The sequence below is a fragment of the Nonomuraea sp. KM88 genome (genome assembly GCF_052245635.1).
Lineage (GTDB): Bacteria > Actinomycetota > Actinomycetes > Streptosporangiales > Streptosporangiaceae > Nonomuraea.
Genome location: NZ_JBQQCC010000022.1, coordinates 105,064 through 127,948 on the forward strand (window position 1 = coordinate 105,064; position 22,885 = coordinate 127,948).

The 22,885-nt window shown below is 71.2% G+C and carries 23 protein-coding genes and 1 pseudogene; 12 read left to right on the forward strand and 12 right to left on the reverse strand.

Going from position 1 to position 22,885, the window contains the following annotated elements:
- Positions 1-62 precede the first annotated feature (62 nt).
- Positions 63-1,217 carry an acyl-CoA dehydrogenase family protein gene (locus tag ACTWPV_RS42495; RefSeq protein WP_443156127.1) on the reverse strand — a complete coding sequence of 385 codons (1,155 nt, stop codon included), beginning with the start codon at positions 1,215-1,217 and terminating at the stop codon, positions 63-65.
- A 108-nt stretch (positions 1,218-1,325) separates the two neighbouring features.
- On the opposite strand from ACTWPV_RS42495, the gene ACTWPV_RS42500 reads away from it, so the two are divergent.
- Complete coding sequence (locus ACTWPV_RS42500; RefSeq protein ID WP_347649045.1) at positions 1,326-1,937, forward strand: TetR/AcrR family transcriptional regulator; 612 nt, start codon at positions 1,326-1,328, stop codon at positions 1,935-1,937.
- On the opposite strand, the gene ACTWPV_RS42505 is transcribed toward ACTWPV_RS42500, so the two are convergent.
- Positions 1,924-2,760 carry a MaoC/PaaZ C-terminal domain-containing protein gene (locus ACTWPV_RS42505; protein WP_443156128.1) on the reverse strand — a complete coding sequence of 279 codons (837 nt, stop codon included), beginning with the start codon at positions 2,758-2,760 and terminating at the stop codon, positions 1,924-1,926. The genes ACTWPV_RS42500 and ACTWPV_RS42505 overlap by 14 nt on opposite strands.
- Position 2,761: 1 nt before the next feature.
- A complete protein-coding gene (locus ACTWPV_RS42510) occupies positions 2,762-3,661 on the reverse strand; it encodes an SDR family oxidoreductase (RefSeq protein ID WP_443156129.1) in 900 nt (299 codons plus the stop codon).
- Positions 3,662-3,782: 121 nt separating this feature from the next.
- Between ACTWPV_RS42510 and ACTWPV_RS42515 the strand changes: the two genes are divergently transcribed.
- Genes ACTWPV_RS42515 through ACTWPV_RS42525 form a run of 3 tightly spaced genes read left to right on the forward strand, consistent with a single transcriptional unit; the run spans position 3,783 to position 6,765 of the window.
- Complete coding sequence (locus ACTWPV_RS42515) at positions 3,783-5,162, forward strand: MFS transporter (RefSeq protein ID WP_443156130.1); 1,380 nt, start codon at positions 3,783-3,785, stop codon at positions 5,160-5,162.
- 23 nt (positions 5,163-5,185) lie between these two features.
- The gene (locus ACTWPV_RS42520) at positions 5,186-5,605 is read left to right on the forward strand and encodes an acyl-CoA thioesterase (protein ID WP_347649041.1); all 420 of its coding nucleotides are present in this window, start codon (positions 5,186-5,188) and stop codon (positions 5,603-5,605) included.
- Positions 5,602-6,765 carry an MFS transporter gene (locus ACTWPV_RS42525; RefSeq protein WP_443156131.1) on the forward strand — a complete coding sequence of 388 codons (1,164 nt, stop codon included), beginning with the start codon at positions 5,602-5,604 and terminating at the stop codon, positions 6,763-6,765. The genes ACTWPV_RS42520 and ACTWPV_RS42525 overlap by 4 nt, the downstream gene beginning before the upstream one ends.
- On the opposite strand, the gene ACTWPV_RS42530 is transcribed toward ACTWPV_RS42525, so the two are convergent.
- The 4 genes and pseudogenes from ACTWPV_RS42530 to ACTWPV_RS42545 all read right to left on the reverse strand — a co-directional run bounded on the left by ACTWPV_RS42530 (position 6,760) and on the right by ACTWPV_RS42545 (position 10,414).
- Positions 6,760-8,268: a glycoside hydrolase family 13 protein gene (locus ACTWPV_RS42530; RefSeq protein WP_443156132.1), complete on the reverse strand. Its 1,509-nt coding sequence runs from the start codon at positions 8,266-8,268 to the stop codon at positions 6,760-6,762. The genes ACTWPV_RS42525 and ACTWPV_RS42530 overlap by 6 nt on opposite strands.
- A 24-nt stretch (positions 8,269-8,292) precedes the next feature.
- Positions 8,293-8,667: pseudogene (locus tag ACTWPV_RS42535) on the reverse strand (globin); the annotation flags it as partial.
- Between the two features lie 43 nt (positions 8,668-8,710).
- Positions 8,711-9,571: a mechanosensitive ion channel family protein gene (locus ACTWPV_RS42540; protein ID WP_443156133.1), complete on the reverse strand. Its 861-nt coding sequence runs from the start codon at positions 9,569-9,571 to the stop codon at positions 8,711-8,713.
- 558 nt (positions 9,572-10,129) lie between these two features.
- Positions 10,130-10,414, reverse strand: coding sequence for a hypothetical protein (locus ACTWPV_RS42545; RefSeq protein WP_347649037.1), 285 nt, complete (start codon positions 10,412-10,414; stop codon positions 10,130-10,132).
- Between the two features lie 274 nt (positions 10,415-10,688).
- On the opposite strand from ACTWPV_RS42545, the gene ACTWPV_RS42550 reads away from it, so the two are divergent.
- From ACTWPV_RS42550 to ACTWPV_RS42570, 5 genes are all read left to right on the forward strand, one after another.
- Complete coding sequence (locus tag ACTWPV_RS42550) at positions 10,689-12,248, forward strand: XRE family transcriptional regulator (RefSeq protein ID WP_443156134.1); 1,560 nt, start codon at positions 10,689-10,691, stop codon at positions 12,246-12,248.
- Positions 12,245-12,733, forward strand: a complete 489-nt coding sequence (locus ACTWPV_RS42555; protein ID WP_443156135.1) for a GNAT family N-acetyltransferase — start codon at positions 12,245-12,247, stop codon at positions 12,731-12,733. Before ACTWPV_RS42550 ends, ACTWPV_RS42555 begins: the two co-directional genes overlap by 4 nt.
- A gap of 361 nt (positions 12,734-13,094) precedes the next feature.
- Positions 13,095-14,315: a DMT family transporter gene (locus tag ACTWPV_RS42560; RefSeq protein ID WP_443156136.1), complete on the forward strand. Its 1,221-nt coding sequence runs from the start codon at positions 13,095-13,097 to the stop codon at positions 14,313-14,315.
- A 198-nt stretch (positions 14,316-14,513) separates the two neighbouring features.
- Positions 14,514-16,223, forward strand: a complete 1,710-nt coding sequence (locus ACTWPV_RS42565; protein ID WP_443156137.1) for a tetratricopeptide repeat protein — start codon at positions 14,514-14,516, stop codon at positions 16,221-16,223.
- A 15-nt stretch (positions 16,224-16,238) separates the two neighbouring features.
- Positions 16,239-16,691: a hypothetical protein gene (locus ACTWPV_RS42570; RefSeq protein ID WP_347649032.1), complete on the forward strand. Its 453-nt coding sequence runs from the start codon at positions 16,239-16,241 to the stop codon at positions 16,689-16,691.
- A 41-nt stretch (positions 16,692-16,732) separates the two neighbouring features.
- Here the strand turns inward: ACTWPV_RS42570 and ACTWPV_RS42575 are convergent, their stop codons facing one another.
- Positions 16,733-17,659: a zinc-binding dehydrogenase gene (locus ACTWPV_RS42575; protein WP_443156138.1), complete on the reverse strand. Its 927-nt coding sequence runs from the start codon at positions 17,657-17,659 to the stop codon at positions 16,733-16,735.
- Between the two features lie 78 nt (positions 17,660-17,737).
- Between ACTWPV_RS42575 and ACTWPV_RS42580 the strand changes: the two genes are divergently transcribed.
- From ACTWPV_RS42580 to ACTWPV_RS42590, 3 genes are read left to right on the forward strand one after another with little or no spacing between them, the layout of a single operon-like run.
- Positions 17,738-18,364, forward strand: coding sequence for a TetR/AcrR family transcriptional regulator (locus ACTWPV_RS42580; protein WP_347649030.1), 627 nt, complete (start codon positions 17,738-17,740; stop codon positions 18,362-18,364).
- A 16-nt stretch (positions 18,365-18,380) separates the two neighbouring features.
- On the forward strand, positions 18,381-19,169 hold the full coding sequence (locus ACTWPV_RS42585; protein WP_443156139.1) for a hypothetical protein: 789 nt from the start codon (positions 18,381-18,383) through the stop codon (positions 19,167-19,169).
- Complete coding sequence (locus tag ACTWPV_RS42590) at positions 19,166-19,909, forward strand: MBL fold metallo-hydrolase (RefSeq protein ID WP_443156140.1); 744 nt, start codon at positions 19,166-19,168, stop codon at positions 19,907-19,909. The genes ACTWPV_RS42585 and ACTWPV_RS42590 overlap by 4 nt, the downstream gene beginning before the upstream one ends.
- Here the strand turns inward: ACTWPV_RS42590 and ACTWPV_RS42595 are convergent.
- The 4 genes from ACTWPV_RS42595 to ACTWPV_RS42610 all read right to left on the reverse strand — a co-directional run bounded on the left by ACTWPV_RS42595 (position 19,890) and on the right by ACTWPV_RS42610 (position 22,754).
- Positions 19,890-20,324, reverse strand: coding sequence for an NUDIX domain-containing protein (locus ACTWPV_RS42595; RefSeq protein ID WP_443156141.1), 435 nt, complete (start codon positions 20,322-20,324; stop codon positions 19,890-19,892). The two genes, ACTWPV_RS42590 and ACTWPV_RS42595, sit on opposite strands and share 20 nt — an antisense overlap.
- Positions 20,317-21,033, reverse strand: coding sequence for a YbgA family protein (locus ACTWPV_RS42600; protein WP_443156142.1), 717 nt, complete (start codon positions 21,031-21,033; stop codon positions 20,317-20,319). The genes ACTWPV_RS42595 and ACTWPV_RS42600 overlap by 8 nt, the downstream gene beginning before the upstream one ends.
- Positions 21,034-21,114: 81 nt before the next feature.
- On the reverse strand, positions 21,115-21,771 hold the full coding sequence (locus ACTWPV_RS42605) for a DUF47 domain-containing protein (RefSeq protein WP_347649025.1): 657 nt from the start codon (positions 21,769-21,771) through the stop codon (positions 21,115-21,117).
- A gap of 26 nt (positions 21,772-21,797) precedes the next feature.
- On the reverse strand, positions 21,798-22,754 hold the full coding sequence (locus tag ACTWPV_RS42610; RefSeq protein WP_443156143.1) for an inorganic phosphate transporter: 957 nt from the start codon (positions 22,752-22,754) through the stop codon (positions 21,798-21,800).
- Positions 22,755-22,885: the final 131 nt, after the last annotated feature.

Below are 22,885 nucleotides of genomic sequence, written 5' to 3' on the forward strand. Positions count from 1 at the left end.
TGTTCGGGCGCCAGGGGGAGTGCATGCACATGCGGGCCAAACCGCGCGCTCGGGCGCCGCGATCACTCCCCGATCAGGCCGAGCCTCGCGTGTCCCTTGATCAGGTTGCGCGCGATCGTGCGCCGCTGGATCTCGTCGGTTCCCTCGAAGATGCGCAGCAGCCGCAGCTCGCGGTACCACCGTTCTATCGGCAGCTCCTTCGTGTACCCCATGCCCCCGTGGATCTGCAGCACCCGGTCGACCACCTGGTTCGCCATCACGGCCCCGTTGAGCTTGGCGATCGACGAGGCGTGCCGCGCGTCCAGCCCTTCCCGCACCCGCCACGCCGCGTACAGCGTCAGCCACTTCGCCGCCTCGATCTCGACCTGGGAGTCGGCGATCATCCACTGGATGGCCTGGTACTCCGCGATCGCCCGCCCCATGGACCTGCGGATCTTGGCGTAGTCGACGGCCATCTGCACCATGCGCTCGGCGGAGCCGATGGCCCGGGCCGGGATCATGTAGCGTCCCTGCCCGATCCACTCCATGGCCAGCTCGAAGCCTCTGCCCGGCTCGCCCAGGATGTTCTCCTCCGGCACCCGTACGTCCTCGAACACCAGCGAGGCCGGGCCCCACTGTCCCATGGTGGGGATCGGCTCGGAGCGCCAGCCCATGTCCCGGTCCACCAGGAAGCACGTCACCCCGTACGGCTCGGCCACGGCGAACACCATGACGAAGTCGGCCTCGTTGCCGCCCGTGATGAAGGTCTTCTCGCCGTTGAGGATCCACTCGGCGCCGTCCCTGACGGCGCGGGTGCGGATGTTGCGGGCGTCGGAGCCCGCGCCCGGCTCGGTGATCGCGAAGCAGGAACGGCGCTCGCCCTCGATGGTGGGGAGCAGGTAGCGGCGTTTCTGCTCCTCGGTGCCCGCGTAGAGGATGTTGTCGGCGCTGCCGCCGAACGAGAACGGCACGAACGTCCTGCCGAGCTCCATGGCGATGATCGCGGACATGATCGGGCCCAGGGCGGCGCCGCCGTACTCCTCGGGGGTGTTGATGCCCCAGAAGCCCGACTTCCTGGCCTTGGTCCGTAGGTCGCGAAGGGCGTCCGCGTCCAGCGCAGGCCGGCCCTCGCGCTCGTTGCGCAGGACCTCGGGCTCCAGCGGCATGACCTCCTTCTCCACGAAGGACCGTACGGTGTCGCGGATCTGGCGTTCCTCGGTGGTGAGCGAGAAGTCCACGGCCGCCTCCCGGAAATTTCTAGAATATTTATCTAGGAAGAGGTTCTAGCCGATGAGGTCTCGTGTCAAGAACGGAATTCTAGAATTAGGCGCGGTAGGATGGCCGGCATGGCACGCAAGTCCTCGTGGGAGTGGAGCCGTACGGCCCAGACCCGCAAAAGCATGCTGCGGGCGGCTCGCGAGGTCTTCAGCGAGCACGGCTTCGCCGAGTCCAACGTCGCCGAGGTGGTCTCCCGCGCCGGGTCCAGCGTCGGCAGCCTCTACCACCACTTCGGCGGCAAGACCGAGCTCTTCCTGGCCCTCTACGAAGACCATCAGGCGGCGCACGAGCAGGCGTCGGCCGCCAGCGTGGCCAAGGCCAGGAAGTCCGGCGTCGACGACCCGGTCGAGCTGCTCATCGCCGGCGCCCGCGCCTATCTCGACGGGGCGTGGGAGCGGCGCGACCTGGTCAGGCTGTTCATCGACGGCGACGGGCCGCCGGGGTTCGAGCTGCTGCGCCGCACCCGAGGCAGGGAGTGGGTACGCCAGAACGCCGTCCTGCTCGGGGCCGGCGGCGACGCGCTCGCCCGGTTCACCGTGGCGGTGCTGACCAGCATCATCGGCGAGGCCGCCCGTGAGGTCGCCACCTCGGACACGGAGGAGGAGGCCAGGGAGGTCATCGAGGCGGCGATGAAGCTGATCCGCCGCCTCGATCCCCTCAAGGACATCACCGGCGACTGATCGTGGCGCGGCCTCGGTCGATCACCACGGTGCCGTCGTCCTTGGCGGTCCTGAAGTGCACGTCCTCGCCGTCCACCCAGATCGACACCGTGAGCGACTCCCCGGGGAAGACCGGGCTGGTGAAGCGTCCCGACATGGCCTGGAAACGGCCGGGGTCCGATCCGGCCACGGCGTGCAGCAGCGCCCGGCCCGTCACGCCGTACGTGCAGAGCCCGTGCAGGATCGGCCGGTCGAAGCCCGCCCTGGCGGCGAACTCGGGGTCGCTGTGCAGCGGGTTGTGGTCACCGGACAGGCGGTAGATCAGCGCCTGCTCCGGCAGCGTCGGGTAGGTCACCTTGTGGTCGGGCGCGCGGTCCGGCGCGGCCCACGCTTCACGCGGCCCCCGGTCGCCGCCGAACCCGCCCTCGCCCCTGATGAACACCGCGCTGCGGCTGGAGATGACCGGCTCGCCCGTGCCGAGGTCGACGGCCCGCGCCTCGGAGGTCACCAGCGCGCCCGAGCCCTTGTCGTAGATGCCGGTCACCTTCGAGGTCGTCCGCACGCCGCCCTCGGGAGGCAGCTCCCTGTGCAGCTCGAAGCCCTGCTCGGCGTGGACCAGCAGGGCCGGGTCGAAGTCGCCCAGCCGCCGCCCGAAAGACTGCCCGAAAGACTGCGCGGCCAGCACCGCGAACGTCGGCAGAACCCGCTGCCCCTTCTCCGTGGTGAACTCCAGCTCCGAGGTGCCCGCGCCGACGCCGAGCGCGTACAGCATGGTGTCCTTGGCGGTCCAGGTGCGCTCGTGGGCCGGGCCCTCGACACCGACGATGGAGTGGTCGAGCGGCATGTCAGTCCTCCCGTCCGGGGATGCGGCCATTGGTCATCGCGTTGGGCGCGGCCTTGTCGACCAGGGCGGGGATGACGCCGCCCAGCTCGGCCGGGTCCCACCGGGAGCCCTTGTCGACGCCCGGCCCGGCGTGCCAGCCCTCGGCGACGCTGATCGCGCCTCCGCGCACGTTGAACACCCGGCCGGTGACGCCGCGGGCCTCGGCGCTGGACAGCCAGACCACCAGGGGCGCGATGTCGTCGGGGTCGGCGCCCGGGGCGCCGGCGGGCATGAGGTTCTCGGTCATGCGGGTCAGCGCGGCGGGGGCCACGGCGTTCACGGTCACGCCGTAGCGCTCCAGCTCCTTGGCCGCGATGACGGTGAGGCCCGCGATGCCGGCCTTGGCGGCGCCGTAGTTGCCCTGCCCCGGGTTACCGTAGATGCCGGAGGACGAGGTGGTGTTGATGATCCGGGCATCCACGTGTTCGCCCGACTTCGCCTTGGCCCTCCAATAGGCGGCGGCATGGCGCAGCGGCGCGAAGGTGCCCCGGAGGTGCACCCTGATCACCGCGTCCCATTCCTCGGCCGTCATGTTGACGAGCATACGGTCCCGCAGGATGCCCGCGTTGTTGACCAGCACGTCGAGGCCGCCGAAGTGGTCGACGGCCGAGCGGATCAGCCGCTCGGCGCCGTCGAAGTCGGAGACGTCCTCGCCGTTGACGACGGCCTGGCCGCCCATGGCCTCGATCTCCGCCACCACCTCGGCGGCCGCTCCGGACGAGCCGGTGCCGTCGACCGCGGCGCCCAGGTCGTTGACCACCACCTTCGCCCCTTGCCTGGCGAACTCGAGCGCGTGCCCGCGCCCGATGCCCCTGGCCGCACCTGTGACGATCACCACGCGGCCTTCGACGATCCCGCCCATCCGAAACCTCGCTCCTCGACCTGCTGACGATTCGAATAATATTCTAGTATCTAAATCTAGAAAGGATAGGCCCTTGCCGGCTGCGACCCCCTTAGGCCACGCGTGGCGGACGTTGTCGGTCGTGAGCCTGGCGAGCGTGCTGACCGGTCTCGGCGGCAGCGCTATGAACGTCGCCCTGCCCGAGATCGCCAGGCACACCGGCGCCGACGCGACGGCCGCGGGCTGGATCCTCCTCGGCTTCCAGTTGACCACGACCGTGCTCATGGTGGTATTCGGGCGGCTTGCGGATCTGTTCGGCCGGCGCCGGCTGTACCTGCTCGGGCTGGCGACGTACACGGTGGCCGCGCTGCTGGCGGGCCTGGCGCCGAACGCGTGGGTGATCGTGGCCATGCGGGTGGTCCAGGCGGCGGGGGCGGCCATGCTGCTCACCAACAGCGCCGCCCTGGTCAGCGACGCGTTCCCGCGCGAGCGGCTGGGGGAGGGCATGGGGGTCTACGTGGCCTCGTTCTCGATCGCCGGGCTGATCGGGCCGACGCTGGGCGGGGTGCTGGCCGACGGCCTCGGCTGGCGCTGGGTGTTCTGGTTCAACGTGCCGATCGGGGTGATCTGCCTGGTCTGGGGCGCGCTCGTGCTGCGCAGGACCGTCCCCGACCGCCGCGACCGGGGGCTCGACCTGCCCGGCAGCGTGCTCGTGCTGGTCACCCTGGGCGGGCTGCTGCTGGCGCTGTCGGAGTTCACCCGGCTCGGCTGGGGACACCCCGTGGTGCTGGCCGGGCTCGCGTGCTTCGCCGTGGGGCTGCCGTTGTTCCTGGTCAGGGAGCGGCGGGCGGCGCATCCGGTTGTTGACCTGGGCCTGTTCCGCGACCGGGCCTTCTCCTTCGGCACGCTCGCGTCGTTCCTCAACGCCGTCGCGCGCATGGGCATGGTGTTCCTCGTCGCCCTCTACTTCCAGGCGGTGCGTGGTGACGATCCCGTGCAGGCGGGGCTGAAGGTGCTGCCGCTGGCCGTCGCGGCGATGACCGCGTCGGTGGCCTCCGGCTTCCTGCAGCGCCTGATGAGCGCCCGCACCCTGGCCGTGGCCGGAGCATCGGCGACCACCTGCGGGCTGGTGGTCATGCTGGTGGTGATGTCCTCGACCATGCCGTACGCGGCGGTGGCGGCGGGGCTGGTGCTGATCGGGCTCGGCTCGGGCGTGTTCATGCCCTCCAACACCACCGCCATCCTGGACGGCCTGCCCTCGGCGCGGCTCGGCATCGTCAACGCCATGCGGCTCATGCTGCAGAACACGGGGAACGTGGTCGGTACCGGCCTGGTCCTGTCGATCATCACCGCGCCGCTGCCCGCCGCGCTGCACGAGCAGGTGTTCGCGGGCACCCTCTCCCACCTGCACGGCGGCGCGGTCGAGCAACTCGTGACCGGCTACCGCTGGGCGCTCGCCGCCATGGCCACCGTCTCGGTGCTGACCGTGCTCGCCTGCCTGGCCCGCCGCAGATCCTCCTGACCGGGGCAGGTACGGTGACTGGCGTGGTTGAACGCACTCCGGCCCAGCGCCACCTCTACCCCCGAGCGGTGAGATTCGCCGACGTCGACTCCCAGGGGCACGTGAACAACGTGCGCTTTCTCGACTACCTGGAGGACGCCCGTTTCGGCATGTTCCACATCGATCCGCACAACGCGGGTGACGAGCCGTTCAAGGGCCTGGTGGTCACCCGGCACGAGATCGACTACCGCCGCCCGCTCGGCTTCCGCGCGGAGCCGGTGAGCGTCGAGACGTGGGTGACGGAGATCAGGCCGGTGCGCTTCACCCTCGCGTACGAGATCCGCGACGACGACGCGGTCTACGTCACCGCCACGTCCGAGCTCGCGGCGTACGACGTCGAGCGGGCCGCCCCGCGCAGGCTCTCGGAGAGCGAACTGGCGTACCTCAAACGTTTCTCCGCATGAAACGCTGGCTGATGCTGGCGCTGGGGGTCAACGCCCACGCGAGCGTCACGCTGGGGCTGTTCGGCCTTCCCCTCGTCATTCCTGAGATAGAGCGGCATTTCGGCGTTCCGCTGGCCGTGGCGGGGATCATGGTGAACGCGCCCTCCCTGGGCGTCCTGCTGGCGCTCGTGGCCTGGGGCGCGCTGGCCGACCGGCACGGTGAGCGGGTGATCCTGGGTACGGGCGTGGGCCTGGCCGCCGTGTTGTTCGGCGCCGTCGCGTTCGCCGACCAGATCTGGGCGGTGATCGGGCTCCTGGTCCTGGCCGGGGCCGGGGGCTCGGCCGCGATGGTCGGCGGCGGGCGCATCGTGCTGCGCTGGTTCGAGCCGCCGGAGCGCGGTCTCGCCATGGGACTGCGCCAGGTCTCCTTCACCCTCGGCATGGCCGCCGGAGCGTTCGTGCTGCCGCCCATCGCGCGGGCGCACGGCCTGGCCGGCGTGCTGTTCGTGTGCGCCGGCACGAGCCTGCTGGCCGCCGTGCTGGCCGCGATCTTCCTGGCCGAGCCGCCGCGCGCGATCTCCGGGTCAGGCGCGGCGCCGCAGGGCTCGCCGTACCGGCAGCGGGCGTTGTGGCGGGTGCACGCCACCAGTGCCCTGCACGTGCTGCCGCAGATCGTGGTCAGCACGTACGGCGTGACCTGCCTCGTACGCCTGTACGGCTGGGACGAGGTGGCGGCCGGACAGTTGTTCGGCGTGGCGGCGATCGCCGGGGCCGGGGTGCGCATCGCGGCCGGTCGCTGGTCCGACAGGGTCGGCCTGCGCATGCGGCCCCTGCTCCTGATCACGGTCTGCAATCTGGGCGTGATGGCGCTGCTGGTGACCGCTACGCTCTCGGGCGCCTGGCTCGGGCCCGCCGCGCTCGCGGTGGCCGCGGTGATGACCGTGGCAGGCAACGGGCTCGCCTACCTGACGGCGGGCGAGCTCGCCGGGCCAGGGTGGGCGGGCCGGGTGCTCGGCACCCACAACACCGTCCAGAACGCCGTCTCCTTCGTCGTCACGCCGATGGCCGGCGTGCTGATCACGAACGTCGGCTATTGGGCCGCCTTCGCCGCGGGGCTGGGAGGCGCGCTGCTCTCACTGCCCGTCATCCCTTTTCGCGGCGAGGACGGCGAGCGGTTATGACGTGCGGCGCAGCCACACGGCCGTGTCGGGCGGCAGCAGGTCGCCCCTCAGCGGCCCGCTCGCCAGCAGCACCGCGTCGTGCTTCGGCAGGTGCACCGGCCGGGTGCCGCAGTTGAGCGCGCAGATCAGCGGCCCGCGGGTGAAGAAAAGCACTCCTTCGGGAGATTCCAGCCACTCCAACGTATAAGGAATGGATCGCGCCAGGTCACGGCGGCAGGCCAGGGCCCGGCGGTAGAACTCGAGCGTGGATCCGGCGTCCCCTGCCTGCTTCTCGACGCTCAGCTCCGCGAACGTGACCGGCTGCGGCAACCACGGCCGCACTCCGCCGGGCGCGAACCCGTGGGAGGGCGGATCGACCGTCCACGGGATCGGCACCCGGCACCCGTCACGCCCGGGCAGCTCGCCCTTCGACTGGAAGAAGATCGGGTCCTGCCTGGCCGCGTCGGGCAGGTCGCTCACCTCGGGCAGTCCCAGCTCCTCGCCCTGGTAGAGGTAGGCCGAGCCGGGCAGCGCCAGCATCGTGAGCAGCGCCGCCTTCGCCCGCTGCAGCCCGGTGACGGGGTCGTCGGGCGCGTAGCGGGTGCGGTGGCGTACGACGTCGTGGTTGGACAGCACCCACGTCGCGAACGGGACGGCGGACAGCGTGTCGTCGATCACCTTCCGGAACGCCGCCGCCGACCAGGGCGCCTGCAACCAGGCGAAGTTGAAGCTCTGGTGCAGCTCGTCGGGCCGCACGTAGAGTGCGAGGTCCTCGGAGCTGTCGGTCCACACCTCGCCGACGGCCATGCGCTCGCCCGGATAGCCGTCCAGCACCTTGCGCCAGTCGCGGTAGACGTCGTGCACCTCGGGCCGGCCCCATATCGGGGAGGTTCCCTTGAACGACTGGTCGCCGACGTCGGGCAGCCCTTCCGCCTTGTAGAGCCCCATCGCCACGTCGATGCGGAACCCGTCGACCCCGCGGTCCAGCCAGAACCGCAGGATGTCGAGGAACTCCCTGTGCACCTCGGGGTTGCGCCAGTTGAAGTCGGGCTGCTCCGGCGCGAACAGGTGCAGGTAGTGCCGGCCGTCCTCGACCTGCGTCCAGGCGGGCCCGCCGAAGGTGGACTGCCAGTTGTTGGTCCGGTCGCGGAAGAGGTAGCGCTCGCGGCCCTCGCCGCGCAGCGCCGCCTGGAACCAGGGATGGGCGGAGGAGCTGTGGTTGGGCACGATGTCCACGACCACCCGCAGCCCGTGGTCGTGCGCGCCGGCGACCAGCGCGTCGAAGTCGGACAGCGTGCCGAACAGCGGGTCGACGCCGCGGTAGTCGGCGACGTCATAGCCGCCGTCGGCCATGGGCGAGGGGTAGAACGGCGTCAGCCAGAGGGCGTCCACCCCCAGATCGCGCAGGTACGGCAGGCGCTCGCGCACTCCGGCCAGATCGCCGACGCCGTCACCCGAGGCGTCGGCGAAGCTGCGAACGTAGATCTCGTAGACGACGGCATCACGCCACCAGGGGATATCCATGTGGCGTGTCATGCCCCGTTACGTGGGTGAGTTCACCAGGCTGTGGGCCGCGTAGACCAGATAGTCCCAGAGCCGGGTCTCCAGCTCCTCCGGCAGGTCGAGCGAGTCGACCGCGTCGCGCATGTGCCGCAGCCAGGCGTCGCGCTCGGTCTCGCCGATCACGAACGGCATGTGGCGCATGCGCAGGCGGGGGTGACCGCGCTGCTCGCTGTAGGTCTTGGGGCCGCCCCAGTATTGGATCAGGAAGCCCCGCAGCCGATCTTCCGCCCCCGTCAGGTCGGGCTCGGGATAGAGCGGCCGCAGCACCGGGTCGTCCGCGACCCCCTCGTAGAAGCGCTGAACGAGGCGCCGGAAGGTCTCTTCGCCCCCGACGGCGTCGTAGAAGGAGGTCTCAGTCACGCTCACCAGCCTAGGGTGTGCCTCGTGTGGTGGTGCATCGCGCTCACACCGCGACCATGGTGATGCCCGCGTCGTCGAGGGCCGTCTTGACCCTGATGCGCATCTCCCTGGCCACCTCGGCCTGCTCGTTGGGCAGCGTCTTCGCGGTGATGCGGAACACCACCGAGCTGTCGGACAGCTGCTCCACGCCGAACACCTGCGGCTGCTCCACGATCTTGCTCTCGCGCAGCTCGGGGTCGGCCCAGACCTCCTCGGCCAGGTGCTCGAGCAGCACGCGCACGCTGACGATGTCGGCGTCGTAGGCCACGGGCACGTCGACGTAGGCCCGCGACCAGCCCTGCGATTCGTTGCCGACCCTGGTGATCGTGCCGTTGCGGACATACCAGACGCGCCCGTCGGCGTCGCGCAGCCGGGTGACGCGCAGGGTGACGGTCTCGACGGTGCCGACCGCGGCCCCCACGTCGACCACGTCGCCCACGCCGTACTGGTCCTCGAGCAGCATGAACATGCCGGCGATGAAGTCTTTCACCAGCTCCTGCGCGCCGAAGCCGATGGCCACGCCGAGGATGCCGACGCTGGTCAGCAGGGGGGCGATCGGGATCGTCAGCCGGTCGAGCACGGTCAGCACCGCGGTGCCCAGGATGACGATCGAGGCGACGTGCTTGAGCACCGAGCCCATGGTCTCGGCCCGTTGCTTCCTGCGTTCGCGGAGCAGCGCGTCGATGCTGTCGGTGGCGGCGCCCTTGCGGAACCGGCGGGCGATCGAACTCTTCGCGGCGGTGCGGTGGACCAGCCGCGTGATCATCTGATGCGCGATCTTGCGGAGGACGAACGCCAGCACGACGATCAGCATGATGACGATCGCGCTGGCCACGATAGGTGCCCAGACCGCGTTGTCGAACATCCCGACGAGGCTAGAGCAAACGGGGTCCTTCGTACAGACCCCTGTCACGTCCTGGACGACCTTCTCCGGGGCCGGTAGCACGCTCGACGGCGAGGCGGGCGGCGGCGACGGTGTCACCAGCAGTAACAAAGGTGGATCCCCCTCCAGAAGCGGTTCGGTCGGGCTTTTGGACCGTTGCGATCCAAAATACCGCCGACCGAACCGCCCGCCGTCACATCACGCCGGGGAAGACGGGGTCGTCGGCTCTCTGGGCCGCGGAGGGAGAGAGCGACGCTCCGATGACGGACGGCTCGGCAAGGGACAGGCACCCGGAAGCATGTCCCGTACCGGTTCCGGGAGGGATCCCCCCAACACCCGCCCGGCGGACCGGGAGGGTGGCTTCGCGGGTACGGCGTGCGGGCCGTACCGGCCGCAGTCAGATGTGAGGCCAGAACCGGCGGAGTGACCAGGACCCCACAGGTGCGGGACCCTCCGCACCGGTCACTCCGCCGGCCCTGTGATGCCGCCGTGGATGCGGCGCGCCGCGGTGGCTGCGCTCCACCCGGCCCACCACGTCGATCATTCCGCCACGGCGGCCAGCACGCGGGCGACTTTCGTCGCGGCACCGGCCGGGTCGTCGGCCGTGTGCATCCGTTCGCCCCATGACCAGCAATACCACCAATCCGGCATATCGGACACAGTGGCCGGCCTGCAAGTGACGTTCTCGGTCAGGCTGGTCGCGTTCGGGTTGATGACCCGTACGAACCTGCGACCGCTCTGGCTCTGGACCACTCGTGCGAGCAACCCGTGAGCGCCCAGTTCGGACACGAGTCGCTCCAAGTGCTCGAAGTCGTCGTCCCCCACCGTTGGTCCTCCCTAGCAATCGCCGCTGGTGGGCCAAACATGTCTCATGTCAACGGCGAACGCAACGAGCTTGTGCGGCTACAGGGAGTTGCTCTTCTCCCAAAGGATGGAAGAAACAGTCCCGGGGTGGACGATCCTTAACCGTGGGTCGGCTGAAGGCGTTTTCAAACCCGCAGCCCCTGGTTCATAGTCATGGGGTAGGCGGACAGCGATCCGAGAGCTACGCTGAGTCACCAGTTGCGGACCGGTCGAGACGTGTTTGGAAGGGGCCGGGATGTCCGGCAGACAGCACAGGGAAACGGAGATCGCCCGGCGGATCAGGGCCAAGGGCCTGGCCGCCGGGCGCACCTCGGCCCAGATCGCGGATGAGATCCACGAGGCTTGCGCTTCGCAGTTCAGCACGACCCGCATCAAGGCGCACCGGTTGTCCTACGGGATCGCCTTGGCCGATGTCATCGAGCAGGTCAGGGCCCTGTTCGAGCGCGACTCCAAACCGACGCCGGGCATCGGCGAGACCCTGCTCTCGGCGTACGAGAGCGGGCTGAAACGCCCGGGGCCCGAATATCTCCACTACTTGTGCACCGTCTACCGCGTCGAGCCGGCCGCCCTCGGCTACGACGGGCCCTGCATCTGCGGTCACGGCCACGCGCACCGGCCGGCGGGGGCACTCGGCGGCTCGGAGTCCAAGGATCCGCCGCCGCTGCTGCCCACGGAACGTGAGCTCAACATCCAGCCCATGGTCACCGAGCCGGAGGCGCAGGAGGACGAGAACATCCTCCGGCGCACGATGTTAAACCTGCTCCACACCGACACGAACCTCAACACAGCCCTCGACGGGGTCGTGCTCGGAGCGTGCGAGGGCATCAGGCGGCGCATGGACGAAACCCTCGTCTCGGCCACGGTGTCCGCCGCCATGCTCGACCAGTGGGAAGAGGCGACGCTCAGCTTCGGCCGCCAGTACACGACCACGGGCCCCCTGAGACTGCTGTGCGACGTGCTGCTCGAGTTGAGCGCGGTCCGTACGGCGATGTCCCGCCGCCAGCCCATCGACCTGCAGGAACGATTGTGCAGGATGGCCGCCCAGCTGTCCGGGCTGAGCGGCATGATCATGATCAACCTCGGCGACCACCGTCTGGCCCGCTCGTTCTTCCGCACCGGGCGCACCGCGGCCGACGAGACCGGTGACCGCGCGTTGCGCGCCTGGATCACCGCTCGCGAGTCGCTCGTTCCCCTCTATTTCGGCGACGCGCGCGAGGCGCTCCACCTCGCCAAGAAGAGCCGCGACCTGGCCGGCTCGATGCCGTGCGCCGCGCAGGCCATGGCACCGGTCGTCGAGGCCAGGGCACTGGCCATGATGTCAGGGGGCGACAGCAAGAAAGAGGTCGTCGACCAGGCCAAACGCGCGCTGTCGAGGGCGCGCAGCGCTTTCTCGCACCTGAAGAGCGATGTCCAGGAGGACGTAGCCTTCGGCTACACCGAGAAGCAGCTCTACTTCTACCAGGGCGACGTGCTCACCAAGCTCGGTCAGACGATCGAGGCGGAGGTGGTGCTCGGCCAGGCGCTCACCAAATACCAGGACCACATCCTCGACCAGACGCTGATCAGGCTCGACCAGGCTCAGTGCCGGCTGATCGACGGCGACGTCCATGAGGCGCTGGCGATCGGCACCCAGGCGCTGCGCCTGGTGGGCGACGAATATCTCACCGACTTCATCGTGCGGCCGGCGCTGGCGCTCGAGCAGGCGATCGCGTCCCGTGACGCCGACGCCCCAGGGCTCGAGGGCTACCGCGCCGAGTTGCGGCGAGCACGGGCCCAGCTGAAAGGGGGCGCATGAAACTGAAGATCCGGCGCTATCGATGGTCCGATCTCGACACCGTCCTCACCCTCCACCAGATCTGCCTGGCGCAGGTGGGCCTGGTGCCCGGTGACGGCGTCTACTACGACGACGACTTCCCCCGCATCCAGGAGATCTATCTGGCCTGCGGCGGCGACTTCCTCGTCGGCGAGATCGACTCCCGGGTGGTGGCCATGGGCGGGCTGAAACCCGTCGACACGTACACGGCCGAGATCTGCCGGCTGCGTGTCCATCCCGATGTCCAGCGGCGTGGCTTCGGCGAGGCCATGCTCGTCACCCTGCAGCAGCGGGCCGTGGAGCTCGGCTTCGAGCGCGTCAGAGGCGACACCACGCTCAACCAGGAGGCCGCTCTGGCGCTCTACGCGCGCCAGGGGTGGCGCGAGCTCTCCCGGCACAAGGTGGGCGCGCTCGTCGTGGTCAACGTCGAGAAACTGCTGACCCCGGGCGTGCCCCTCGACCGCTAGCACCTCCGCTCGTCCGGCGGCCCCACCCACCCCCTCCGGGGCCGTACCCCTCCTCGGGTGACCATTCCCCGCACTCCCCACACTTCCGGTGTGACCTTCCCACCTCCCCCCTCGTCACGCAGAGTGACGAGCGGCAGTCTCGTGAAGCGGACGATCGCGGATGATCAGCCTGGCGAATCTGTCAGCAACGACCGGCTCCCGCTGTCGCGGATAAGGATGTACGAACCCGCGGGTGAGGCTCTTAACACCGAGTTGTAGAGGACTATCACCGGCTGCTGACTGTACAGCTACGGATGCGAATTGTAATGAGATGCTTCTGGGCATGGCAGTCTTGCCCGCTCCCCGCCCCCTCTTGGGAGCTGTGCTTCTGTTGTTCGTCAGCGCCGCCTGGGGGTCGGCCTTCCCGCTGATGAAGGATCTCATCGGTCGTATACCGGTCGAGGATCTGCTCGCTGAGCGTTACGTCCTCGCGGCGCTGACGCTGCTCGCCATCAGGCCAGGCTGCCTCGGGGGTCTTCCACGGGTGACGTGGGTCTACGGAATCATCCTCGGGGTCATGTTCGGGGTCGGGCAGGTCGGGCAGGCGGTCGCCCTGCACGGGCTGCCGTCGGCGGTGTCCGGGTTCGCCGTGGGCTGCGGCGTGGTGATCACGCCGATCCTGGCGCTCCTCCTGCACAAGACGAAGGTGCCGCGGCGCATCTGGGCCGGGGTCGTGCTCGCGCTGGCCGGCATGACGGTGTTCACGCTGCTGCAGGAGATGGAGGAGCACGAGGTCTCGGTGCTCGCGCTCGGCGTCACGCTGGCCGCCGCCGCCCTCTACTCCGGCCACACGCTCCTGCTCGCGCAGCTGTCCAACCGGGGGGTGGGCTTCCACGCGTACGCGCTGACCGTGATCCAGCTGTTCACCATCGGGCTGCTCACCGGCGGCTACGCCGTGCGCGACGGCATCGTGCTGCCGGCCGGCCTGCACGACTGGTCGGTGCTGGCGCACCTGTCGGTGGTCTCGTGCGCGCTGGGTTTCCTGGCCCGCTCGTACGGCCAGGCGCACGTGCCCGCCGTGCCCAGCGCGATCCTCATGTCGTCGCAACCCGTCTGGGTGGCCGCGATCGCGGTGATCTGGTTCGACGAGGCGATGGGCGTGAGCATGGTCGTCGGGGGCGGGTTGATGGCCGGGGCGATGTTGCTCGCGCTGCCGGGCAGGTCCGCCGCCCTGCGTCGCGGGCGTGGTCACCGCGATCACCTCGCGGGCGCCACCAGGGCCGCCGCCAGAACACTCGCCGACCTGAGGGTCAAGCGGGTCGATCGGCTGCGGCTGGACGGCGCCCCGTCGCCGATCATCGCCAAGACCGCCTGTGAGGACGTCGCGTCGTGTCCCTGGCACACCCGCTCGCTCAAGGGCGGGGGCGAACCGAGCCTGGAGCGGCTGATCGAGCGGGCCACCCTCATCGTCAGGGCGCGCAACCTGCCCCGGCCCGGCTGCTGCCAGTCGGTCACGCTGCTCGGCAGATGCCTGTGCGACTTGATGGAGCAGTCCGAACGGACGCGTGCCACCGGATTGCACCGCTGGTTTCGCTCCCGATAGGTTACAAATACCATTCAAAAGGCAAGTGCTTGTTATCCGTTAATCCACCACTAATTCTGCCTGAACCTTGATATTCGGTGGGGTGCCCTAATAATGGGGGATTATCCCCGAGTGGAGAGGTGCAATCATGAAGCGCATCATCGTCCGCAAGCCTGGCACCGTGAGGCTCGCGGGGACCTCCAGCGTCATTCACAAGGGGTGACCGACGCGAGGTCCCACCACAGGATTCCGGGCGAACCCTATGTCCGGACAGGGCTCGCGCGACTGCTGATGCCGGTGATCGACGGGCACCGGCGGCCGCGTGGCCCGTACACCGTCGCCGCCGCGTTGTTGCGGCACCTGGTGCCGGCCGTTCTGGAACGCTCCAGCGACCTCGTGGCGGCGTACGACATCGAGATCAGGGCAGCCGCGCCCGAGCTGGCCGGGATCGTGCCTGCCGTGCGAGTGACGATCGACGCGGAGCTGTCCGAGGAGGAACGGATCCTCGTGCCCGCGCCCCGGCGCACGCTGCGGCTGGCCAACGGGCTCACGGAGTTCTTCCGCGCCGCCGTGCCTCCCGGGCGGGCGCTCGTGGTGAGCAACGCCGCCGAAGCCGATGCCACGGACGTCGAGCTGCTCGAGGTCATGATGCGGCGGATCTCGCCGGCCCTGCTGGAGATCACGGTGTTCTCCGGCGGGCCGCCGCACCCGCCCGACGACCGCGACGCCGACGAGCTGCGGGCCGTGGTGGACCGGTGCGTGCGGGAGGGTTTCCTGCACGCCGTCGCCGAGCTGGGCGAGCTCGGCATGTCCCGCACCGAGCCGGGCAGCGCGCTCTGGTGGCGCTTCGCCCAGCGTACGGCGACCGCCCTGGCCGGGCTCGACCGCGCCGCCGACGCCCTCGCGGTGTGGGAGCGGGTTCGCGAGGTCAGCCAGGATCCGGCGATGCACGCCGCCGGCGCGTACGGCACCGCCATGCTCGACGCCCGCCACCGTGACCCCGCCCGCCGCGACCTGGTCAGGGCCAGGAGGTGGGTCAACGAGGCGATCGCCATCTCCACGCTCCTGCCCGACCCCCTGGAGCGGGCGTTCAAGCTCGGCTTCGACCGCAACGGCCTGGCGCTGATCGAGCTGCGGCACGGCCGGCTCCACGTCGCGCTGTCACTGGTCGAGTCGGCCATCGAGCTGGCGGGCGAGCTGGGGGAGCGGCACCCGCTGCACCGGATGGTGCTGCTGGCCAACCGGGCCCAGCTGCTGGCCTCGCTCGGGCGTACCAAGGAGGCGCTGGAGGACTACGCCGCCGCGATCGCCGTGGACCCGGCCTTCCCCGACTACTACCTGGAGCGGGGGAACCTGCTGTTCGGGCTCGGCCGGCACGAGGAGGCGCTGGCCGACTTCGAGCAGGCCATGCGGGCCGGGCCGCCGCTGCCCGAGGCGCACTACAACCGGGCCGAGCTGCGTACCGTGCGGGGCGACGTCGAGGGGGCGCTGGCCGACCTGGGCCGGGTGATCGAGCTCGACCCCGCGTATGTGGACGCCTACATCAACAGGGCCGGGCTGCTGGCCGCCTCCGGCCGCGACGACGAGGCCAGGGGAGACGTCGAGGCCGGCCTCGCGCTGGCGCCGGGCAACCCGCACCTGCTCACGGTGCTGGGCCAGCTGGAGACGGCTGCGGGGCGGCTCGCCGAGGCCAGGGTGGTGCTGGACCTGGCCGTCGAGCGGGCTCCCCGGCTGGCGGCCGCCTGGGGCAACCGGGGGGTGCTGCGCTTCACCGACGGAGACGTGGAGGGCGCGGCCGAGGACCTGACGCGGGCCATCGAGCTCCAGCCGCAGCCCGACCTGTACGCCAACCGGGCCGTCGCCCTGCGGGCTCTGGGGCGCGACACCGAAGCGGAGGCGGACGAGCGCAGGGCCGTCCGGCCGTCCTGATGGGACGATGAGCTCATGACGGGGCGTGTGGGGCGGGCTGCCGCGGTGTGCGCCGCGCTCGGGGTGTTGTGGTGGGCCACCGTACGCCTGGCGTGGGCGGGTGTCGGCTGTGACGACTGGGGGTGCCTGGTGCCGGCCATCGGGGTCGTCGTCCTGATCTCGCTGGGCCTGCTCGCCTGGTCGGCCCGCGCGCTTGAGCGGGTCGGCGTGCGGCCCGGGCGCCGGGTTGCGCTGGCGGCGGCCGGCGTGCTGGTGGCCTTCCGGCTGGCCGGAGAGTCACTGCCCTCGTGGACGTCGTCGTTCGCGCACGTCGTGGCGGCCGCGCTGGCCTTCGGCGGGGCGGGGGCCGTGGGGGCGTTCGTGACGGAGAGGGGGGTGGCACGGCGGTGGCGGGTGGCCGCCGTGCTGGCGGTGGTCGCCCTCGTGCCCGTGGCGCTGGCCGTGGCGGTGGTGCGGTCCGGCGCTTGACCCGTCCCGCGGCCGCGTGCGGGGTTCGGGGCCGGTGGCGCTCAGATGCGGAGCAGGGTCTTGCCGGTTACGCCGCGCGCCTCGATGGCGGCGTGCGCCGCGGCGGCCGACTCCAGGGGGAACGTCGCACCGATGGTGGGCCGCAGGCGCCCGGCGGCGGCCAGCGCGAGCGCCTGCCGGGCCAGCTCGCGCATGTCCGTCGCGGGCCAGGCGACCGCCGTCACGCGGGGGTCGGGCTTCGTCATCGGGCCGCCCGCCATGCCGTACACGCTGATCCTGCCACCGTCCTTGAGCAGCCCCTGCGCGGCCGCGCCGGTCTCGCCGCCGACGCCGTCGAAGACCACGTCCAGCCCGCCGGTGGCCGCTCGGACCAGCTCCGTCCAGCCCGGGTCGGTGTAGTCGACGGTCAGCTCGGCTCCCAGGCCGGCCGCGAGGTCGCGCTTGGCGGCGCTGCTCGCGGCGCCGACGACGCGGGCTCCGGCATCGCGGGCGAGCTGCACGAGCAGGCTCCCCACGCCACCGCCCGCGGCCTCCACCAGCACCCACTCGCCGGGGCGGGGCGCTGCGGCGGTCGCCAGGCCCAGCGCGGTGCGCCCGTCGGCGAGCAGCGCCACCGCCGCCTCGGGCGACAGGCCCTCCGGGATGGGGATGAGGTCGCCGGCTCGGGCCACCGCCAGCTCCGCGTAGCCTCCGTAACCGCCGAGCGTGCTCACCACCCGCGTGCCGGCCAGCGCGGGGTCGACGCCATCGCCCGTGGCCTGCACGGTGCCCGCCACGCCGTTGCCCAGGATCGCGGGCAGCTCGGCCGCCCGCGGCCCGCGACCGCCCCGCACCTGCGTCTCCACGAACGTGATGCCCGCCACCATGACCTTGATCAGCACCTGTCCCGGCCCGGCGACAGGGTCGGGCATTTCCTCCAGGACCAGCGCCTCCGGCCCTCCGCACCGCCGCACCACCACCGCGCGCATGCCACAACCTCCCTTGATCGGAGCGATTCGCTCCGATCAGTGTAACGGAGTGGTGCGCTCCGGAATATCCTGGACGCCATGAGCAGACGCGGCCGGCAGGCCGAGGCGGCGCGCAACGATCTGCGCCTGTTGCGGGCGGCGCACGAGGTGTTCACCACACAGGGGTTCGACGCTCCGGTGTCGGCCATCGCCAAGCAGGCGGGCGTGGGCATGGGCAGCCTCTACCGCCGCTACCGCACCAAGGAGGAGCTGCTCCAGCGCCTGTGCCTGATCGCCATGGAGCGTGCCGTGGCGGCCGCGCAGGACGGGCTGGCCGAGGCCGACCCGTGGGACGGCCTGGTCCTGTACGTGCGCACGTGCGTGGAGTTCCGCTCCGGCGCGCTGGCCCCGGTCGCGGGCACCATCGAGGTGACCGCCGAGATGTGGCGGGTGGCCAGGCTGGCGGAGGAGACCGCCGACCGGCTCGTCGCCAGGGCGCACGAGGCGGGCGTGCTCAGGAGCGACGTGACGGCGCTGGACGTCTCGCTGCTCATGGAGCAGTTCAGCCGCCCGGCTCCAGGCCCGCCCGACGACGAGCATCGCAAGGTCAGGGACCGCCTGCTGGCCATCGCGCTCGACGGCCTGCGCGCGCCCGGCGCCACCGAGCTGCCAGGAGACCCGCCGAGCGTCGAGTGGTACGAAGGTCGATGGGGGAGCGCGCCGTAGGTCTACGGTGGGGTGCGTGTCGTTCAACGAGTTGCTCCGTGACCTCGATGCCGGCGCCAGCGTCCAGGCCGCGGGCATCAGACGCGGCTACGGCGGGCCGCCCGCCCGCCAGGTGAACATCCGGTCGGGCATGGCCCGCCTGCGCTGCGCCTCCCTGCTCAAGCCGCTGTACGCGTGGGTGAGCGCGGGCCGCGTCACCGACACCGAGCGGTGGCGCCGCCACGCCGAGCCCGCCGTGGTCATCTCGTCGAACGCCGACACGCTCAACCTGTGGTTGGCCGTCGGCCCCGAGGTCATCCTCGACGACATCCGCCGGCGCACGGGCGTGGCCTGGTCACCGCCGAACGGAGACCCGTCCAGGTTCGGCTCGGTCGAGGTCGCCGCCGACGAGGTCGCGACCGCGTACGCGGTGCTCGCCCAGGCCGGGGCGGCCGGCGATCCGGCCGCCGGGACCGTCATGGAATGGATGCGGCAGGTGGAGGGCCCGCAGACGTTCGGAGCGCGCGAGGCGACGCGCTCGCCGGAGGCCGCGGTCAAGTGCGGCTGGTACGGCGCCCCCGACGAGACCTGCCTGCGCACGCACGCCGTGACCGTCCTGCCCAGGGGGGGCACGCGCACCACCGTTGCCGTGGCGCTGACCGCGCTGCCCTACACCGGTCCGCGCGAGCGCGCGGTCTACCAGGAGCAGGTCAACCAGGGGCTGTCCGTGGAAGCCGAGCACGAGAAGGTGGCCGGCATGCGGCTGCGCGGGCTGCTGGCGGCGACGCTGGCGGAGCTGGGCCACTCGTCGGGTGGCGACGCGTGAGGTTCACGGTTCTCGGCGGATGCGGCGCCTGGCCGGCGGCGGGTCAGGCGTGCAGCGGGTACGTCGTCGAGGAGGAGGGCTTCCTGATCTACGTCGACCCCGGCTACGCCACGCTGCCCAGGCTGCTGGAGCGTCGGCAGGCCGGCGAGGTCGACGCGGTGCTGATCACGCACGGCCACCCCGACCACTGCGCCGACCTCAACCCGCTGCTGCGCGCCCGCGCGCTCGCCGGGCGGCCCGTTCCCCCGCTGCCCGTCCACGCTCCGCCGGGCGCGCTCGACGCCGTTCTGGCGCTGGACGGCGGGCGCATGCTGGCCGGCAGCTTCGTGGTGCACGAGCTGGCGCCCGGCGTTCCGCGGCGCCTCGGACCCTTCCGTCTCGACTCCTTCGACCTGCCGCACCACGTGCCCAACGCGGGGCTGCGGCTGAGCGGCGGCGGCCGGGTGATCGCCTACACCGGCGACACGGGTCCGTCCGGCTCCTTAATGGCGTTGGCGAAGGATGCGGACCTGCTCGTGGCAGAGGCGACATATCCGGAACAGGTGCCGGATGAGGATGCGCCCTACCTATCCAGCGCCCTCGACGCGGGCCGCACCGCGGCGTCGGCCGGCGCGGCCCGGCTGCTGCTCACCCACCTGTGGCCCGACACCCCGCCCGAGCCCGCGCTGGAGGCGGCCGCCACGTCCTACGACGGCCCGATCGAGGTCGCGTCCGCGGGCGTCACCGTGGATCTGCCGTGAGCGCCGCCACGACCTCGGCCAGCAGGGGAGGCTCGACCCCCGCGGGCAACTCCTCGGCCCAGGCGTAGCCGCGGAAGACGTGGTGCTCCTCCTCCGTCAGCGCCTTGGGGACCACCACGGGACGGACCTCGTCGAACACCGCCAGGAAGAACGGCTCCGTCTTCACGTACCGGACTCCGAGCCACGAGAAGTCGCGTCCGACCTCGACGCACCTGCCGGACACGGCCGAGGCCGGCAGCCCGGTCTCCTCGGTCAGCTCGCGCCTGGCCGCCTCCAGCGCCGTCTCTCCGGGGTCGATGCCGCCGCCCGGCGGCTCCCAGACGTCCACCCGGCCGACCGGGTCGTACCAGTGCATGAGCAGCACCCGGCCGTCACGGTCGAGACAGACGACACGCGCCGCGGGACGGTCACTCACGCTCTCCTGTGGGGCATTCATCCGGAGAGAGACTACCCAGGGCGTCCCGCAGGCCGTCGGGGTAGGGCGCGAAGTACGTCTGGCCGCGCACGTAACCGGTGGCCCGCCGGCGCAACAGCGTCGCGGGGTGGCTCAACGGCGCCCGGCCCGCCTGGTAGGCCTCGATGGCGGCCAGCGCCTCGTCCCGCCTGGCCGGGTCGAGACCGAGCATGCCGAGACAGTGCTGCAGCACGTTGACGTTCTTGCCGACCGTGGCGGGGGTGGCGAGTGCCCGCCGGAACGCTTCGGCGTACTCGCCGGCCACCTCGCCGAGCGGGCGGGCGCCGGCCCCGGCCACCACGCGCCCGGCCTGGCGGTATCGCGCGGGGTCGTGGGCGAGCACCTGCATCTTGTGCCGGGTGTGGAACTCGACCAGGTCGCGCGGCCTCCAGTCGCCGCCCAGCAACGTACGCAGCCTGGCGTGCGCGAAGATCCGCTCCGCGAAGGCCGCCAGCGCCCGCGCGTCGTCGCCGGCCACGAGCAGCGGCAGCGCCCTGCCGCCTCCCGGGCCGCCTCCCGGGCCGCCGCTGTCGGTGACGCGGCCGTCCACGCCGATCTCCCCGGCCGTCCGGCTGGGCACCCACTCGACGTACGGTCCGAGCACGCCGGCAAGGAGGCGGTCGTCCGCCGGAAGACGGTCGACCGCCACGCGAGGCCGTACGGCGGGCATGTTCACAGTGGAGCCCGGCGGCGCCGGGCCGGGCAACCAACCGCGGGAAGATCAATGCCGGTCTTCGCCAAGGGCGGCGCTTCAGCGCTTCATCGCGCCGTCGGCGATCGCGTCGGCGGCGTCGCCGATGGACACGCCCACGATCTCAAGGCGGCGCACCAGCTCGCGCTGCTTCATCGCGTCCGCGGTGAGCTCCCCCGAGAAGATCCGCGAGATCTCGTACTGGTACATGCGCCGGATGGCCCCACCCGCCTTCTTCGCCTCCAGCGCGTCCTGCACCACCGCGGAGGGCCGGGAGGCGAGGTCGCGGACGGCGTTCTCCAGGGCGTCGATGCCGACGATGACCTGGTCGAGCAGGGGGGTGAAGCGGATCTGGTCGGGCACCCGGTAGAGATGGGACTCGCGCACGAAGTCCCGCAGCGAGTCGAGCACGTCGTCGATCGAGCGCGACAGCCTGAACAGGTCCTCGCGGTCGATGGGCGTGACCAGGGCCGTCTTGAGCTCGTCGACGAGCCGGGCCCGTTCCTCGTCGCCGAGGTGCTCGATCGAGCGCATCTGCTCATGCGCGCCCGTCCTGCCCACCTCACCGCCGATCATGGCCATGGCCAGCCACGCGCCCTCCTTGGTGGCTTCGAGCTGCCCGAGCAGCGCCTCCGTGAGCGCGCTGTCCATACGGCCGGTCATGAGGTCGCGGATCCGCCGCAGCCGCTTCACGACCCGGCCGCCTTCGATGCGCAACGGCGCTCCACCGCTCGTCCTCCCTTTCATGACAGTTCCACGCTCGCGATCCCCTTCACCATCGACGCCAGTGCCCAGCCGAGCAGCCCGCTCGCCGGCAGGGTCAGCACCCAGGCCACAACGATCTTGACGGCGGCGTACCAGCGGACCCGGCCGCCGCCCTGCGCGACGCCCGCGCCGATGAGCCCGCCGGCGATGGACTGGGTCATGCTCACGGGCATGCCGACGCCCGCGGAGGCGATCACCGCCGTGCCGGCGGCCAGCTCGGCCACGACTCCGTGCGGGGGCCGGGAAACGATGATCTCGCGGCCGAGCGTACGGCCCGCCTTCGGCAGGCCGTACAGGGTGCCGAGGCCGAACAGGACGGCCACCAGCGACGTGTACGCCGGCGGCGCGTCCGTGAAGCCCATCGCGATCATGAACACGGCCAGCATCTTCTGGCCGTCGTTGGCCGCGTACGCGAGGGTCTGGAGCAGGAAGCCCGCCCAGTGCCAGCGCGGCAGCGCGCGCGCCGTGGTCACCGAGACCAGGACCCGGATGAGAGCCCAGGCCAGCAGGCCCCCCACGAAGGGAGCCGCCAGCCCGAACGCCAGCACCAGCCCCACCGACCCGGCCGAGACCGGTAGCCCCCAGCCCAGCCCCGCGCCGGTGAGACCGCCCACGACGGCGAGTGTGAGGCTGGTCGGCCGGCCCTTCGCGCTGAGTACGGTCACCACGATGAGCGCCGAGACCACCGCGCACGTCATCGCGAGGCGCCCGCCCGGCTCGTCGAAGGTGGCCAGCCTGGTCACGAACGTGAGCGCCACCTTGTGCGTGACCAGCGGAACCAGCGCCACCATCAGCACCAGCACGAGAACACCGGTCGCGGGACGCACCGTGGGCAGTTTGAGGCCCGTCGCCAGGACGGCGCCGCCGTCGTTGACGCCGGAGACGACGGCGAACAGACCGGCGACCACGATCAGCACGACGGCGTCCAACGGCAAGCGCTCCATCCCGGCCCGCCCTGCCCGGGCGGGGCCACCTCGATCCACTCACGGCACTCATGGCGGAAAGACGACTGCCCCGTGACCCCCGGATACAGTCTTTCCTGATGACGACGAACTACCCGTGTTCG